The following is a 16,906-nucleotide window of genomic DNA, read 5'->3' as shown; positions in this document are numbered from 1 at the left end:
TCTGTTTAGTATCTTATAGACCAACTGTTATTATAACATAACTTATCCTAATTTTCATTGAAACACGGGGCCCGCCGCAATTCGCTTTTCTAATCGGCCGTTTTCCGTTACCCTGTATATGTAAGGAGAGATGTTCATGAAACCATTGGCATATCGGATGCGGCCTGCCAATATCGAAGACATTATCGGCCAGGAACATTTGGTCAAAGAAGATAAAATCATCGGCAGAATGGTGCGTGCGAAGCACTTATCATCCATGATCCTGTACGGACCGCCGGGCATCGGAAAAACGTCCATCGCCACAGCGATCGCAGGATCGACAAGCATCGCATTCAGGAAATTGAATGCCGTCATTCATAATAAAAAAGACATGGAGATTGTCGTACAGGAAGCGAAAATGTCAGGTCAGGTCATTTTAATCCTTGATGAAGTGCACAGGCTTGATAAGGGAAAGCAGGATTTTCTGCTGCCCTATTTAGAAAACGGCATGATTATTTTAATCGGCGCGACGACCGCCAATCCTTATCATGCCATTAACCCGGCCATCAGAAGCCGAACCCAGATATTTGAGCTTGAACCGTTAACACCCGACCTGATCAAGCAGGCATTGAAAAGAGCGCTCACAGATGAACACCGGGGACTCGGTTCCTACAGCGTTTCGGTGGACGACGACGCGATGGATCATTTCGCACAAGGATGCGGAGGAGACGTCCGCTCCGCTTTGAACGCACTGGAGCTTGCCGTGCTCTCCACAAAGGAATCAAGCGACGGCACGATCCGGATTACACGGGAAACGGCGGAGGAATGTCTGCAGAAAAAAAGCTATACCCATGATAAAAACGGCGATGCGCATTATGACGTCTTATCCGCGTTCCAAAAATCGATCCGGGGCTCGGATGCAAACGCCGCCCTTCATTATCTGGCCCGTCTGATCGAAGCCGGAGACCTTGAAAGCATATCAAGAAGACTTCTCGTGATCGCCTATGAAGATATCGGCCTCGCAAGCCCGCAGGCAGGCCCCCGGGTGCTGAGCGCGATTCAGACCGCAGAACGGATCGGCTTTCCGGAAGCGAGAATTCCGCTGGCCAATGCGGTAATCGAATTATGCCTCTCGCCAAAATCAAACTCCGCCATCTCAGCCGTTGATGAGGCGCTCAAAGACATCAGGACTGGTAAAATCGGCGATGTGCCGAAACATTTAAAAGACGCTCACTATAAAGGGGCCCAAGAGCTCGGACGCGGGATCGGCTATCAATATCCTCACGATTTCGAGAACGGATGGGTCGAACAGCAATATTTGCCCGATCCGTTAAAAAACAAGCAATACTATAAACCGAAACAAACGGGGAAATTTGAAGCCGCCATAAAGCAAGTGTATGAAAAACTGATGAAGCAGAAAAAATAACCGGACAAGATCTTTCGTGTAAACGGCGGATTCAAATAAAAAAACAGCCTTTCCTGAAGAAGGCTGTTTTTCTTTTTACTTATCTTTAACCCGTTTAATGTCGATGTCCTTTAAGAGCTCCATGACAACATGTCCGCCCATAATCAGACCGCCCACTGACGGAACCCAGGCGTTGGAAGACGGCGGCATTTGCGCTTTGCGGATTTTCGCTTCATCATTCCCGACTTCTTTTCTGACGTCTTCACGGATGACGATCGGGCTTTCATCAGAAAAAATGACCTGTATGCCTTTTTTAATGCCCTCTTTACGAAGCCTTGTGCGGACGACTTTGGCAATCGGATCAGTATGGGTTTTTGAAATGTCAGCAATCTGAAAGCGTGTCGGGTCTGTTTTATTCGCCGCTCCCATGCTTGAAATCAGCGGAACATTCCGTTTCAGACATTCTTTCATCAGATGAATTTTATAATGAATCGTATCCGACGCGTCAATGACGTAATCAAGCGGATACTCAAAGAACTGCTCATACGTCTCTTCTGTATAAAACATTTTTAAGGCGACGACGTCACAATCCGGATTAATATCAGCGATCCGCTCTTTCATCAATTCTGTTTTCGGCTGTCCCACCGTCGACAATAGCGCATGCAGCTGGCGGTTTACATTTGTAATGTCAACATCATCTTTATCGACAAGCACGATCCGCCCCACTCCGGACCTCGCCAATGCTTCGGCTGCGAATGAACCGACTCCGCCGACGCCGAGAACGGCAACCGTGCTGTTTCTTAACGTGTCCAGCCCTTCTTTTCCAATCGCTAGCTCATTTCTGGAAAACTGATGTAACAAGAGACTCACTCCACATTCTGGTTTTATAAACTCGGCTTGTCAGAAAGCCGCTGGTTTTAGCGCACAAAAAATAAAGTCCCAATTGTGCCGTTGCAGCTTTCCTTCGTTTTGAACCCGCTCTCAGCAGGTGGGTGCCCTTTTTTAAATCTTGTAAGTCCTCTTTAGCGAATGAAAAGAGGCATGTACGCCATTTAAAAATGCGGGCTCCCAAATCAAAAAAATGTTCGGTCAAAACTAGGTGTACAACTAACACATCAGGACTTTATTTAACTTGTCAAAATCATATCACAGCAGATTTTGATTTTCAAGAAACAAACTGCTGATCTTTACTGTTTCACTTTTCTTTTGACAGAAAGGTGAAGTTCTTCAAGCTGGGCGTCGCTCACTTCGCCGGGCGCTTCCGTAAGAAGGCAGCTTGCGCTTGCCGTTTTCGGGAAAGCGATCGTATCTCTTAAGTTAGTGCGGCCTGCAAGAAGCATAACCAACCGGTCTAAGCCGAGCGCGATTCCGCCGTGCGGAGGGGCGCCGTATTCAAAGGCTTCAAGAAGGTATCCGAACTCCTCCTCCGCTTCTTCTTTTGTAAAGCCGAGAAGCCCGAACATTTTTTCCTGAACGTCTTTTTCAAAAATACGGATTGAGCCTCCGCCGAGTTCATAGCCGTTTAAGACAAGGTCGTAAGCCTGCGCTTTCATATCTTCAGGCGCCGTTTCAATCAGGTCAAGATCTTCACGGACAGGCATTGTAAACGGATGGTGAGCCGCATAGAAACGGCCTTCTTCCTCGTCATGCTCCAGTAACGGCCAGTCCACAACCCACAGAAAGTTGAAGAGGCTTTCGTCAATCAGGCCGCGTTCTTTACCTAGTTTTAAGCGAAGCGCTCCGAGGGATTGAGCCACAACCTCAAACTTATCAGCGCCGAACAGGAGCAGATCGCCTTCAGAAGCATCCAGCGCTTCAGCCAGTTTTGCCTGCTTCTCTTCATCAAAGAATTTCGCAATCGGGCCTTTTACGCCGTCAGCTTCAACTTTCACCCAAGCGAGACCTTTCGCGCCGTAATTTCCGGCAAAAACGCCGAGCGCATCGATATCTTTTCTGGAATAGTCGCCGGCAGCGCCTTTGACATTGATCGCTTTTACAACGCCGCCGTTTGCCACGGCTGATGAGAACACCTTAAATTCAGTATCTTTCACTATGTCTGACACGTCCGTCAGCAGCATGCCGAAGCGGGTATCGGGTTTGTCGGAACCGTAGCTGTTCATCGCTTCTTCATATGTCATTCGCGGAAGCGGCAGCGGTACTTCAACACCTTTTGTTTCAAGCATGACTTTCGCCATCATCTCTTCCGCCAGAGCCATGATGTCCTCTTGACTCATAAAGGACATTTCAATATCAATCTGCGTAAATTCCGGCTGGCGGTCGGCACGCAAGTCTTCATCGCGGAAGCAGCGGGCCACTTGATAATACCGTTCAAAGCCCGACACCATCAGAAGCTGTTTAAAAATCTGCGGCGATTGCGGAAGGGCGTAAAATTCCCCTTCATGCACCCGGCTCGGCACTAAGTAATCACGGGCGCCTTCGGGAGAACTTTTTGTTAAAATCGGTGTTTCAATATCAAGAAATCCGTTTTCATCCAAGAAATGGCGGATGGATTTTGTGACTTGATGGCGCATTTGCAATGTTTGAAACATCGCCGGGCGGCGCAAATCCAAATAGCGGTGTTTTAACCGGACGTCTTCAGAAACGTCAGCCGCCTGGTCACTGATCGGAAACGGAGGCGTTTTCGCCGTACTGAGCACCGTCACCGCTTCAGCTTTGATTTCAATTTTACCGGTTTTCAGGTTGGGATTCACCGTGCCTTCTTCACGGGCAGAAACCGTGCCTTCGATATCAAGCACATATTCGTTTCTGATTGCTTCCGCTGCGGCAAGGGCTTCCTTCGATACGTCAGGGTTGAACACGACTTGCACAATACCCGAGCGGTCCCGCAAATCAATGAAAATCAAGCCGCCGAGATCGCGCCGTTTCTGCACCCACCCTTTCAGTTTGACGGTTTCGCCAATCGCTTTTTCAGTTATCTCGCCACAATAATATGTTCTTCCAAACATAGCGTTCCTCTCCTTCACTGCTTTTGATCTGCCTTTAACACTTGTATCAGCTCGTCTAACACCACTTCACGCTGCTCTCCTGTTTCCGCATCTTTTACATTGATTTTATTTTGAGCAAGCTCATCTTCCCCTAAAATCGCAATAAAACGTGCGCCGAGACGGTCAGCCGTTTTGAATTGGCCCTTCATCTTTTTATTTTCATAATCGATTTCACTTGAGATGCCCGCTTCTCTCAGTTTGTACACAAGGGAAACGGAATAATCCTTCGCTTTTTCTCCGAGCGTCACGATGTAGCAGTCAATCCCCTGATTGACGGGAAGCTCTGTTTTCTCAGCGTCAATGGCTGCCAGCAGACGTTCGATGCTCATCGCAAATCCGATACCCGGCGCTTCAGGTCCGCCGATCTGTTCAACAAGCCCGTCATAGCGGCCCCCGCCGGCAAGGGTTGTAATCGCTCCGAATCCTTCGGCATTGCTCATAATTTCAAAAGCGGTATGGTTATAATAATCAAGCCCTCTGACAAGGTTCTGATCTATTTCGAACGGGATGCCGAGATCGTTTAAATATTGTTTTACCTTCTCAAAATAAGCGGCTGATTCTTCATTTAAGTAATCAAGAATGGACGGAGCCGTTTTCATCAGTTCATGCTCTCTGTCTTTCTTGCAGTCAAGAATTCTGAGCGGATTTGTGTGCAGGCGCGACTGGCAGTCTGAGCAAAACTCTCCGATGCGCGGTTCAAAATGTTTGACGAGCGCTTCCCGGTAGGATTTGCGGCTCTCCTGGTCACCAAGGCTGTTCAGCACAAGCTTGACATGTTTCAAACCGGCTTTACGGTAAATACTCATCGCAAGCGCAATGACTTCTGCATCCACGGCCGGATCTTTGGAGCCGATCGCTTCAATTCCGAATTGATAAAATTGGCGGAAACGCCCTGTCTGCGGACGTTCGTAACGGAACATCGGTCCGACATAATAAAGCTTCGTCGGCTGCACCGGGTTCGCAAATAATTTATTTTCATTGAACGCACGGACTGCGGCGGCTGTTCCTTCCGGCCGAAGCGTCAAGCTTCTCCCTTTACGGTCTTCAAACGTGTACATTTCTTTCTGCACGATATCTGTAGACTCACCGACGCCTCTTGCGAATAATTCCGTATGCTCGAAGATCGGCGTGCGGATTTCTTTATATTGATAAGTGCGGCACGTCTCCCTCATAATTTGTTCGACGAACTGCCATCTGTCTGATTCACCCGGCAGTATGTCCTGTGTGCCTCTTGGAATGTGATATGCCATGTTACAGGCCTCCTTAATGTCTTTCTTCAAATAAAAAAACTCCCGCTCCTACTATACATGTATAGTAGGGACGAGAGTTATACCCGTGGTGCCACCCTAGTTGGAATGCCGAAGCATCCCCGCTCTGACCTTTAACGCAGGTTCACGTCCGCTGCCTAATGACTTGCAAAAGCGTTCAGCAGGGAACCTCCGGAGTGTTGTTTCGAGAAAGATGCAGTGCGGATCCGCTTTCAGCCCGGGACGGTTCCTCTCTTCTCCATGCATTCTGACCTACTCTTCTCCATTATCGGTTCAAAATCGTTATCATGACTTATGTACATCAATTTCTATTATAATAATGGGATTGCACTCCCCTGTCAAGTTTTATTCCGTCTGTTTTTCCTTGCGACCGCTTCTTTCGATAAGAGACCGAACTCCGTCGACGTCTCTTCTAGAAAACCCGCCTTTTCTCTATCGCTCTGATCACTGAAGTGCAGATTTCCTTCCGCATCGTGCAGCGCGCGTCCCATTTTTGGTTGATATTTCATGATTTGCACACCTTTTCGCTGTATTTATGACTAGTATAAACAAACCATTTTATTTTTATTTAACATTCAGCAAGGAAAATACGATATTATACAAGAATGTATTTTAGTTAGTTCAGAAAGGAGGACAGCCATGAAGAAGAGAACTCTTGCTCTTATTTTATGCGGCGTCATCATCACAGCGCTTCTTCCGTCATTTCACACCGCAATCGCCGCAGAAGGAGAAGCGGTCATCGCGACAGACAAGATCAATGTCAGAGGCGGTCCCGGCCTGAGCTACGGAATTAAGGCTGAAGTGAAAAAAGGGGAAAGATACCCGATCACTAAAGAAGAGGGAGACTGGGTACAGCTTCAGCTGAGCCCCGGTAAAACCGGATGGGTCGTTTCCTGGCTGATATCAAAAACAGCCGGGGGAGCAGACAATTCATCCGCAACAAGCGGAACGGTCACTTCCACCGATCCTGACCTCCGCATCAGAAAAGGCCCGGGGACATCGTATGAAGTCATCGGCAAACTTCCGCAAGGCGCGCATGCATCCGTGCTGGACAAGAACAGCGGATGGGTGAACATTTCTTATCAAGGCACAACCGGGTGGGTTTCTTCCGAATACGTCACTGCGGACAGCGGCGGATCGGATACGAAAGCAACTTCGGCCCGAAGCGGGTCAAAAAGCGGGACTGTCGGCGTTTCTTCATTGAATGTCAGAAGTGCAGCGTCACATGATTCAGCGATTATGACTAAATTATCACGCGGAACAAAGGTTTCCATCTTAAGTGAAGACCACGGCTGGCTGAAAATTGAAGCAAACGGTCAAAAAGGCTGGGCAGCAAGCCACTACATCATAAAGGATTCTGACTCATCGGGCAGCGCATCCGGCTCGGGAGACGGTTCTGCGGGCTCAGGCTCCTCGAAAAAAGCGTATATTGTTTACGGCGGCACCAACTTAAGGAGCTCGGCCTCGACTTCCGCTTCTATCGTAAAAAGAGCAGATAAAGGCGCAGCCTACCCGATTGTCGGCTCAAGCGGCAAATGGTATGAAGTCCGGCTTGAGAACGGACAAACCGCATATGTGGCAAACTGGGTCGTACAAACGTCAAAAAGCGGTGAGGAAACAGGCGAAGCACCTTCTCCCATCACGTCAGGCGGCAGCGGCTCACTTAAAAACAAAACGATCGTCGTTGATCCCGGACACGGAGGAAAAGACAGCGGAACGATCGGCTACTCCGGAAAGTTTGAAAAAAACGTAACGATTAAAACAGCTAAGCTGCTGGCCCAAAAATTGAGAGCGGCCGGTGCAAACGTGTATATCACCAGACAGGATGATACATTTATCAGCCTGCAGGCCAGGGTTTCAACCTCTCATTACCGGAATGCGGATGCCTTTATCAGCATTCACTATGACAGCTATGCCGATACGTCAACGCGGGGAAGCACGGCTTATTATTACAGTCCGTCTAAGGACCGCCAGCTTGCCTCAGACGTCCATTCTGAAGTAGTGAAGCGTTCCCCTATCCCGGATCGCGGCGTTCTGTTTGGCGATTATTACGTCCTGAGGGAAAATAAACGGCCTGCCATGCTGTATGAGCTCGGCTATCTCAGTCAACCGCAAGAAGAAACAATCATACATAGCGGCTCTTACCAGGAAAAAGTGACAGACGGAATTGAAAGCGGATTGGAACATTATTTTCAATCATAAAAAAAGCTGCCGAACGGCAGCTTTTTTATTGTTTAGAATCCATAATCAATGTAATCGGCCCGGAATTCGTCAGCTGAACATCCATCATGGCTCCGAATATTCCGGTTTCCACTTTGACTCCTTTTTCCCGAAGGAGTTCGTTCCACTTTTCATAAAGGAGCACAGCCTGATCCGGTTTAGCCGCATTCATAAAATTCGGGCGTCTCCCTTTCTTCGTTTCGCCGTAAAGCGTAAACTGGGAAACGGATAAAATCTCCCCGCCCGTATCCAAAAGCGATAAATTCATCTTGCCGCTTTCATCATCAAAAATCCGAAGATTCACGATTTTATCCGCCAAGTAAGCGGCATCTTCTTCTGTATCTTCATGAGTGATACCGACAAGCGCCATAATACCGGGTCCGATCCGGCCGGCGACAGCGCCGTCAACCGTCACACTCGCTTCTGTTACACGCTGAACAACTAATTTCATAGCAAGCTCCTTTTAGTTCATTACCCGGCGGACTGAATAGATGTCTCTGATCTGTTTAATCCGCTCGACCACTTTGTGCAGATGATTGATGTTTTGAATAAAAATCGCCATATGAATCGTAGCGACTTTATTGCGGTCGGATTTGCCGGAGACAGAGGAGATGTTGGTTTTCGTTTCATTTACGGCTTGGAGCACCTCATTTAAAAGCCCGAGACGGTCATACCCCAAAATCTCAATCTCAACGTTATATTCTTTGCGCCTTTGAACCTGTGATTCATGCTCCCATTCAACGGGGATCAAACGTTCCTGCGCTTCATTCGTTTTGACGTTCGGACAGTCATCCCGGTGAACGGATACACCGCGCCCTTTTGTAATAAAACCGACAATATGGTCGCCCGGCACCGGGTTGCAGCATTTCGACAAGCGGACGAGAAGGTTGTCAATGCCTTTTACGCGCACACCCGCTTCCCGTTTTCTCCCTTGCGGATAATGTTTCGGCTCGGAAGTGACTTCCTGAACGATTTTTTCCTGCTCTTCCTGGTCACGCAGCTTCCGTTCTTTTTCGGTGAGCCTGTTGGCCACCTGAAGAGCGGTAATGCCGTTATACCCGACCGCCGCGTACATATCCTCTTCATTTGAGAAATTGAACTTGTCGGCAACTTTTTGAAGATTTTCAAGCGTTAAAACATCTTTCACTTCAAAATCAAGATTTTTAATTTCTTTCTCGACAAGCTCACGGCCTTTTTCGACGTTTTCTTCCCGGCGCTGTTTCTTAAAGAATTGGCGGATTTTGTGTTTCGCCTGGGACGTCTGCGCCAGTTTGACCCAGTCTTGGCTCGGACCGTAAGAATGCTTGGACGTCAGAATCTCGACGATGTCGCCCGTCCGGAGCTTATGGTCAAGCGTCACCATTTTTCCGTTCACTTTCGCCCCGATTGTTTTGTTGCCGATCTCCGAATGGATCCTGTAGGAAAAATCAATCGGCACAGAGCCTGACGGCAGTTCAATGACATCGCCTTTTGGCGTAAATACGTATACCATGTCAGAAAACAGATCGATTTTCAGCGATTCCATAAATTCTTCCGCATCGGTAGACTCGTTTTGGAATTCCAGAATTTCACGGAACCAGGACAGTTTTTTCTCAAATGTCGCTTCTTCGTTTGCAGCCTTGCCTTCTTTATATGCCCAGTGTGCGGCCACCCCGTATTCAGCGATCTCATGCATCTCAAACGTTCTGATCTGCACTTCCAGCGGATCGCCTTTAGGCCCGATTACGGTCGTATGCAGAGACTGATACATATTCGGCTTAGGCATCGCAATATAATCTTTGAATCTGCCCGGCATCGGCTTCCAGCACGTATGAATAATGCCGAGTACGGCGTAGCAGTCTTTAATGCTTCCGACAAGAATACGGACGGCGAGCAGATCATATATTTCATTGAACTGTTTATTTTGCAGCGCCATCTTGCGGTAAATGCTGTAGATGTGCTTCGGACGTCCTGAAAAGTCCGCTTTAATATTCACTTCTTCAACGCGTTTTTTCACTTCATTGACAACCTCTTCGACATAAAGTTCGCGTTCCGCGCGCTTTTTCTTCATGAGGTTGACGATTCTGTAATATTGCTGAGGATTCAAATAACGGAGAGCGGTGTCTTCCAGCTCCCATTTGATCTTAGAAATCCCGAGCCGATGGGCCAGCGGAGCGAAAATCTCCAGCGTCTCATTTGAAATTCTCCGCTGCTTTTCCTGCGGAAGATGCTTTAACGTCCGCATATTGTGAAGGCGATCCGCCAGCTTGATCAATATGACTCTGATATCCTGAGCCATAGCGACAAACATTTTTCGATGGTTTTCCGCCTGCTGCTCCTCTTGAGATTTATACTTAATTTTACCGAGCTTCGTCACGCCGTCGACAAGCATCGCCACTTCTTCAGAAAATGCTTCCTTCAGGTCGTCGAGGGTGACATCCGTGTCCTCCACCACATCATGCAGAAATCCGCCCGCAATTGTGGAAGGGTCCATTTCCAGATCCACGAGGATCCCCGCCACCTGAATCGGATGAATGATGTACGGCTCACCTGATTTGCGGTACTGTTCGCGATGCGCGTCTTGCGCATACAGGTAAGCTTTCTCAACAAACGCAATCTGCTCCTCCGGCAGATAAGTGCGCGCTTTATCTATTACTTGCTCGGCAGTCAATACTTGTTCGTTCGCCATGGAATCACCTTTTTTAAATGTAAACTGTATTAGTTTATTATCAAGAAAAAAACGAGAGATGTAAAGGGCAGAAGTTCAAAACACCTAAAGAATCTGTCAGGATGATGAAATAATAGGAAAAAAGCACCCTGACACGAGTGCTTTTTTCCATATGCGGTTAATATTTCATTAATGTTAAAATATCGTAATCGTCAAGCTTGTCTCTGCCGTCAAGGTAAGAAAGCTCGATTAAGAATGCAATACCGGCTACGACGCCGCCCAGTTCTTCGACTAGCTTAATCGTTGCTTCGATCGTGCCGCCTGTTGCAAGCAAGTCATCAGTAATCAGCACGCGCTGTCCCGGCAGGATCGCATCTTTATGAATCGTCAGTACGTCTTTTCCGTACTCCAAACCGTAATCGACTTTAATGACCTCACGCGGAAGTTTTCCTTCTTTCCGAACCGGGGCAAAACCGACTCCGAGCGCGTATGCAACCGGACAGCCGATAATAAAGCCGCGCGCTTCAGGCCCGACAACTAAATCAATTTCTTTTTCTTTTGCATATTCAACAATCTGGTCAGTGGCGTAACGGTATACGTCGCCTTTGTCCATCAATGTCGTAATATCTTTAAATTGTACGCCTTCTTTCGGGTAATCGGGCACAATTGTTACGTATTTTTTAAGATCCATCTGTTCTATGTCCTCCTCGTACTTTCATAAGCCTCTGAACCTTGGTTCATCAGCTTATTCAGCCATTCCTTCAGCTCATGGGCTGCGGAATAATTGAGCTTCTGGTCTAATTCCATCAGCTGCTGTTTTACCTGATAGGTTTGCGAATCTGCCAGGTCGCGTTTTTTCGCGCCGTTCACGACAGACAGCACACCATCTTCTATTTTAACAAAACCGAGATCAAAAAACACCTTTGTCATAAAATTGATTGTGTCAATTGACCATCCTCTGTGTCTCGCAAGCTCTGAACCATGCTTGCCGAAGTCAAAAGCGCCCCTTTTCAAGAGAAATGCGTAAAACCACTTGAAATCATTCCGCGATGGAAATGAGGACAGGAAATGTTCTTCATGATTGATAAAAACAAAATAAATCCGTTCCGGCTTCTTTCCGTCTAGCAAATGCTGCAGGCGATCCGCTGACGGCGGCACATCCAGAAAAACGGCATATTTTCCGTCAAGCTGGAGAACTTCCGCCTCGGATTCCGAAGTGATCTCGGCAAGCTCGCCCGACAGCTCTTTTTCACGGAGCTTCTGAGCGGTTTTTTCGTTAAAGCTGATGAGCACCCGTTTTTCCTTCGGCAGCGCGGTGACCGTATCTTCCCACGTCCGCTTGCCTCGAATATCAAAAAGCTGCCATTCCGGCACCGCAGCATCTTTAATCATCAGCTGGGGCTTCTTTCTGTTGTTCCATTCATTAATGGACATCTCGCCGACAATGGAAATCGTTGATCCGGGAACAACTCCGGCTTCCAGCTCTCCTTTGTTAAAGCCGACGCAGTCAAGGACGGCGGAATCACTTTTCACCGTCATTTTTACGTGGTTTTTATTCGCTCCGATCAGGCGCACATCATCAAGCACGGCATTTTTCACCATCACATGCGGTTTAGGGTTAAGCATGCCGAACGGCGACAGCATATTCAATTCTGTAATGCTTTCAACGGTTATGTCTTCAACGCCGCAGACAAGATCAACCTCCTGAACGGGAATAAAATCCTCTTCCGTCAGGGTTTCTTCAGCCATTTGATTCAGCCTGTCCCTTAATTCCGCCACATCTTCAGCCTTCAACGTCATTCCGGCCGCCATCGGATGCCCGCCGAAATGAGGAAGAATGTCTCTGCACTGTGAAAGGCTCGTAAAAAGGTTGAAGCCCCTGATGCTTCGCGCCGACCCTTTAGCGATTCCCTGCTCCTCATCTATTCCAAGCACAACAGCGGGCCGGTAAAAACGTTCAGCCAGCTTCGATGCGACAATACCGACGACTCCCGGATTCCAGCCGGCTTTTGCCACTACAATGGCAGACGGGTTTCCGCCTTGCTGCTGAACCATTTCAACAGCCTCTTCGGTCATGGTTTTCACCATTTTCTGCCGCTCTTTATTCAGCCGGTCAATATCCGAAGCCAGTTCCTCCGCTTCAAACTGATCTTCGGTCATCAGCAGGTGAACGGCGGGATCGGCCTGTTCTATTCTTCCGACAGCATTGAGCCTCGGTGCGACCTGAAATCCGATCGTTTCCTCATCAGCTTGTCCGATATCTCCGCCGGAAAGCTTAATCAGAGCTTTGAGGCCCGGCCGATTTGTCGTCCGAAGCCTTTCAATTCCGAGTGACGCAATTAATCTGTTTTCATCATGAAGAGGCACCAGATCTGCAACCGTACCGATTGCCGCCAAGTCCAGCATAGCTTCCGGCAAAGAACCCGTAAGCGCGTGGGCAAGCTTAAACGCCACACCGACGCCGGCCAATTCTTTAAACGGATAGCCGCATCCCGGCTGCTTCGGATGGATGATCGCAAATACGTCAGGAAGCTCGGGTCCCGGCTCATGGTGGTCGGTAATAATGACGTCTAAGCCCAGCTCTTTTGCGACTTCAGCTTCATGGACGGCGGCGATTCCCGTATCCACTGTAATGATCAGCGAAAATCCCCGCTCTTTTATGGAGCGGAAAGCTTGTTCATTCGGGCCGTAGCCTTCTGTAAAACGGTCGGGAATATAAAAGTCAACGTCCGCCGACAGCTGTCTGAGTGCCGTCAGCATCACTGACGTGCTTGTAACGCCGTCTGCATCGTAATCTCCGTAAATCATAATCGGTTCCCCTTGAGAAACCGCCAGTTTTATCCGATCAACTGCTTCCCGCATTCCCTTTAATTCATACGGGTCATAAAAGTCTGCATCCTTTGTATGTAAAAACAGCCTTGCGCTTTCGGCAGTATCAAAACCTCTTTTTACAAGCAGTGATGCCACAAGAGGTGTTATGTCCAATTGTTCTGTGAGTGATTTGACTTTTTCCTGATCCGGCTGCTGGATTTCCCAGCGCATTTTTGACGCTAACATAAATTCACCCCTCAACCACCCTATTATACTAGAGCGGACTGAGGGGTTTCAAATGTTATTCTGATCCTTTTTTCTCTTCAAGCATTTCTTCCGGCGGAGCGGCTGTTTTTTTGCCGTCCGAATCAGCCGTCAATTCACCTGCGGATCTGTTTTCTTTCCGCAGCATTTTAATTTCGCGCTTCAGTTTCATCACTTGAAATATACCGGCTGAAAACACGATCAGCGCTCCCATTAACACAGAGCCTAAAATGACTAAAATCAGCGGCCATTCAGCGGTTCCGAACAGATAATCAACCTCAACCGCCCGCACGTTAATGACAGCAAAGATGGCGACAATCAGAGTAAATAGTAAAGCAAATATAATAGTCCATTGTTTATTCATGCGTCTGCCCCCAATTATTGATTCTTATCTTTTCCCCCGTTTTCCCGGGAGTAAACCCCGGCCTCAGGAAATCCGGGCCGTCAACTGCTCGCGGACCAGCTTTTTCAGTCCGCTTCTTTCTCCCGATATGACGAGGGTGTCCCCTTCTTCAATTACGGTATCAATACCGGGACTCAGCTGTTTTTGCCGGTTTTTCTTCACGATCGCAATAATCTGGACGTTGTAATGTTTCTTGATCTCCAAATCTCCGATTGTACGGCTGACAGCCGGTGCATGAGATTCGGCTTTAAACCACTCAATGACGAGGTCATCAAGCGCGACTTCCACAGATTCCAGCGCTTTCGGCTTATACGTCATCCCGCCTAAAATAGCGGAAATCTGCCTTGCCTCTTCGTCGTTAAATTCAACGGATGCCAAGCATTCGTCATGATCATTCTCATCGAAGTAATAGAGCTCTTTTCTGCCGTCATCATGAAGAATAATACTGATTTTATCGTGATTTTTCGTAATGACTTCTACTTTCTGGCCGATGCCCGGAAGCTCCGACTCACGAACGTTCATAAGAACCCTCCTACATGTTTTTACAATGATGATTGATTATGTAAGCGTATGTCATTATAGCAAATGCAGGTTTTAAGTTCAATGCGGCCTAAAAAAAACAGGCTGCCTTCCGGAAGACAGCCTGTTTCCTTTTACTCTTCGATTGATTTTTTCCCTCTAAATTCTTTTCCTTTCCATACAAGCCACAGCTGCGCGGCGATGTAAAGAGAGGAATAAACGCCCGTCAATAAACCGACCAATAAGGCGACGGAGAAGTTTGTAATTGACGATGAGCCCAAAATGAGCAGCACGACGACCACAATCACAACGGTCAAGACCGTATTGATCGAACGTGTAAAGGTTTGCTGCAAACTCAGATTCACGATGTGTTCCAGATCGGCAAATGACTTCGGCTTGCGTTTTTTCATCTGCTCGCGTATCCGGTCAAATGTAACAATCGTATCATTTATCGAGTAACCGATTATGGTGAGAATAGCGGCGATAAAGGTTACGTCAACCTCCAGCCTTGTAATGCTGAAAAACGCGACGATAAAGAAAGCGTCATACAGCAGGGATACAATTGCGGCGATAGCCATTCTGTACTCGAAACGTATTGATACGTAAATAATGATGCCGATTGATGCAATGGCGACAGCATATAAAGCATTACGGGCCAGTTCTTTTCCGACTGTCGGCGATACCGTGCTGACGTTCGGTTCAGATCCGTATTTGTCCTTAAAGTACGTTTTGATTTCAGCGATCTTTTCTTTAGATGGCTCTCCGACAAACCTGGCCGCGGCAACATGGTTCTCTTTACCCGAGAGCACGATGTTTTCCGGATCCATGCCGAGAGAGTCAAAGTCTTTTTCAACCTGCTGCGCCGTCAATGCATGATTGCTCTGCACGTCAATCCGCGCACCGCTTGCAAAATCGATTCCCAGGTTGAGCTTAAAGACCAGCAAGATGATAATTCCCGCAATGGTTACAGCGCTTGAGAAAATAAAGAAATATTTTCGCTTGCTCGTGAAATCCCATTTTTGGAATGCCGTATGCGGTTCAGTATTTTCATCCGTTTTTTGAATGTCCATAATATGTTTTTTCTTGACGCCGAACCAGCCTTTTTTCCGGTCAAGCCATCTGCTTTCCACGAGAAGGGAGAGCAGGAATCTTGAAAGGAAGACAGCTGTAATAAAGCTTGTCAGAATTGACAGAATCAGCATCGTCGCAAACCCTTTTACAGAGCTTGTCCCGAAAATAAAGAGCACGACCGCTGCGATGATCGTTGTGATGTTCGCATCGAAAATCGTCGCGAATGACCGTCTGTTCCCTGAACGGAAAGCTGAGCGTACGGATTTGCCGAGTTTCAGTTCTTCTTTTATCCGTTCATAGGTGATGATGTTGGCGTCAACCGCCATCCCGACACCCAAAATGAGAGCCGCAATACCCGGAAGCGTCAGCACCGCCTGCATCCAGTCAAACACTTGAAGCGTAATATACACGTATACAGAAAGCGTAATGACCGCTATGAGTCCAGGCAGTCTGTAATAAAGCAGCATAAATAAGAAAACAATTGCAATACCGATGATGCCGGCCTCTACCGTATCATGCAAAGCCTGCTGTCCGAATTGCGCCCCTACTGAAGTAGAGTATTTTTCGGTCAGTTTCACAGGCAGCGCGCCCGCGTTTAAAATATTGGCCAAGTCCTTCGCTTTTTGAACGGTGAACTGGCCTTCAATCGTGACATCCTTCGTGTTTAATTCCTGGCTCACATTCGGAGCGGATACATATTTCGGATGTTTTTTACCGACTTCTTTTTTAAATGAATCGCCTTTTTGGTAATCAAGCCAGATCACAAGCTGATTATTTGGCGCCATTTTCTTGACTTTTTTCGTCACTTCTCCGAACTTATCCGCATCCTTCAGCTTAACGCTGACAATCGGTTCGTTCGTCGTCGGATCAAAGGTTTGCTTCGCGCCGTTTTCCACGAGATCAGAGCCGTTTAACAGCTCTTTATCATTCGTATCCCTGAACGAGAGCTGCGCTTCCGTTGACAGAATTTCGCGCGCCCTGTTCTGGTTCGTGACGCCAGCCAGCTGAACGCGGATACGGTTATTTCCTTCAATCTGAATGTTCGGCTCGCTTACGCCGAGAACGTTAGCCCGGCGGTTCAGCGCCTGCACCGTGCTGACGAGCACGTCTTTTGTGATTTTATCGCCTTTTTTGACGGGCTGCACATCGTACAGAACTTCAAACCCGCCGCGTAAATCCAATCCTAACGTAATATTATCGGCAGCCGGTTTTGTAAAATACCCCAGCCCTGTGCCGATCAATAATACGATCAGGAAAAACGCAATCAAGCGTCCTTTTTTCATTATGTATTTCCTCCTTAAACCTATGCCGTCA

General features: G+C 47.7%; 13 protein-coding genes, 1 other RNA gene and 1 other annotated feature. Of the genes, 2 read left to right on the top strand and 12 right to left on the bottom strand.

The genetic code is table 11. The annotated features are described in order from the left end of the window. Nucleotides 1-136: 136 nt before the first annotated feature. Entirely contained in the window at nucleotides 137-1,405 is a 1,269-nt protein-coding gene (locus MJQ52_RS18410; RefSeq protein WP_003152729.1) for a replication-associated recombination protein A, read from the top strand. 75 nt (nucleotides 1,406-1,480) lie between these two features. Here MJQ52_RS18410 and MJQ52_RS18405 read toward each other — a convergent pair whose 3' ends face one another. From MJQ52_RS18405 to MJQ52_RS18385, 5 genes are all read right to left on the bottom strand, one after another. Continuing rightward, on the bottom strand, nucleotides 1,481-2,245 hold the full coding sequence (locus tag MJQ52_RS18405) for a tRNA threonylcarbamoyladenosine dehydratase (RefSeq protein ID WP_094247701.1): 765 nt from the start codon (nucleotides 2,243-2,245) through the stop codon (nucleotides 1,481-1,483). 71 nt (nucleotides 2,246-2,316) lie between these two features. Next, nucleotides 2,317-2,509: non-coding RNA, 6S RNA (gene ssrS, locus MJQ52_RS18400), on the bottom strand. Between the two features lie 62 nt (nucleotides 2,510-2,571). Further along, nucleotides 2,572-4,350, bottom strand: a complete 1,779-nt coding sequence (aspS, locus tag MJQ52_RS18395) for an aspartate--tRNA ligase (protein WP_007408199.1) — start codon at nucleotides 4,348-4,350, stop codon at nucleotides 2,572-2,574. Nucleotides 4,351-4,364: 14 nt separating this feature from the next. Beyond that, nucleotides 4,365-5,639 carry a histidine--tRNA ligase gene (gene hisS / locus MJQ52_RS18390; RefSeq protein WP_094247700.1) on the bottom strand — a complete coding sequence of 425 codons (1,275 nt, stop codon included), beginning with the start codon at nucleotides 5,637-5,639 and terminating at the stop codon, nucleotides 4,365-4,367. 63 nt (nucleotides 5,640-5,702) lie between these two features. Further along, nucleotides 5,703-5,935: a binding site (T-box leader), on the bottom strand. Between the two features lie 60 nt (nucleotides 5,936-5,995). Next, complete coding sequence (locus tag MJQ52_RS18385) at nucleotides 5,996-6,166, bottom strand: YrzK family protein (protein WP_094247699.1); 171 nt, start codon at nucleotides 6,164-6,166, stop codon at nucleotides 5,996-5,998. Between the two features lie 130 nt (nucleotides 6,167-6,296). Here MJQ52_RS18385 and MJQ52_RS18380 point away from each other — a divergent pair, with 130 nt between their 5' ends. Further along, entirely contained in the window at nucleotides 6,297-7,859 is a 1,563-nt protein-coding gene (locus tag MJQ52_RS18380; protein WP_094247698.1) for an SH3 domain-containing protein, read from the top strand. Nucleotides 7,860-7,884: 25 nt separating this feature from the next. Here MJQ52_RS18380 and dtd read toward each other — a convergent pair whose 3' ends face one another. The 7 genes from dtd to secDF all read right to left on the bottom strand — a co-directional run bounded on the left by dtd (nucleotide 7,885) and on the right by secDF (nucleotide 16,875). Continuing rightward, nucleotides 7,885-8,328: a D-aminoacyl-tRNA deacylase gene (gene dtd / locus MJQ52_RS18375; RefSeq protein ID WP_007408194.1), complete on the bottom strand. Its 444-nt coding sequence runs from the start codon at nucleotides 8,326-8,328 to the stop codon at nucleotides 7,885-7,887. Between the two features lie 12 nt (nucleotides 8,329-8,340). Next, on the bottom strand, nucleotides 8,341-10,545 hold the full coding sequence (gene relA / locus MJQ52_RS18370) for a GTP diphosphokinase (RefSeq protein ID WP_060674703.1): 2,205 nt from the start codon (nucleotides 10,543-10,545) through the stop codon (nucleotides 8,341-8,343). Nucleotides 10,546-10,702: 157 nt separating this feature from the next. Then, nucleotides 10,703-11,215, bottom strand: a complete 513-nt coding sequence (locus MJQ52_RS18365; protein ID WP_003152714.1) for an adenine phosphoribosyltransferase — start codon at nucleotides 11,213-11,215, stop codon at nucleotides 10,703-10,705. A gap of 5 nt (nucleotides 11,216-11,220) precedes the next feature. Further along, on the bottom strand, nucleotides 11,221-13,581 hold the full coding sequence (recJ, locus tag MJQ52_RS18360) for a single-stranded-DNA-specific exonuclease RecJ (protein ID WP_094247697.1): 2,361 nt from the start codon (nucleotides 13,579-13,581) through the stop codon (nucleotides 11,221-11,223). A gap of 55 nt (nucleotides 13,582-13,636) precedes the next feature. Then, nucleotides 13,637-13,963 carry a LapA family protein gene (locus MJQ52_RS18355; RefSeq protein WP_003152709.1) on the bottom strand — a complete coding sequence of 109 codons (327 nt, stop codon included), beginning with the start codon at nucleotides 13,961-13,963 and terminating at the stop codon, nucleotides 13,637-13,639. Between the two features lie 63 nt (nucleotides 13,964-14,026). Further along, entirely contained in the window at nucleotides 14,027-14,524 is a 498-nt protein-coding gene (locus MJQ52_RS18350; RefSeq protein WP_012118088.1) for a cation:proton antiporter regulatory subunit, read from the bottom strand. Nucleotides 14,525-14,655: 131 nt separating this feature from the next. Then, nucleotides 14,656-16,875 carry a protein translocase subunit SecDF gene (gene secDF / locus MJQ52_RS18345; RefSeq protein ID WP_070082161.1) on the bottom strand — a complete coding sequence of 740 codons (2,220 nt, stop codon included), beginning with the start codon at nucleotides 16,873-16,875 and terminating at the stop codon, nucleotides 14,656-14,658. Nucleotides 16,876-16,906: the final 31 nt, after the last annotated feature.

The organism is Bacillus sp. jun7 (genome assembly GCF_051034795.1).
GTDB lineage: Bacteria > Bacillota > Bacilli > Bacillales > Bacillaceae > Bacillus > Bacillus velezensis.
This window is presented reverse-complemented; position numbering and strand designations above follow the sequence as displayed.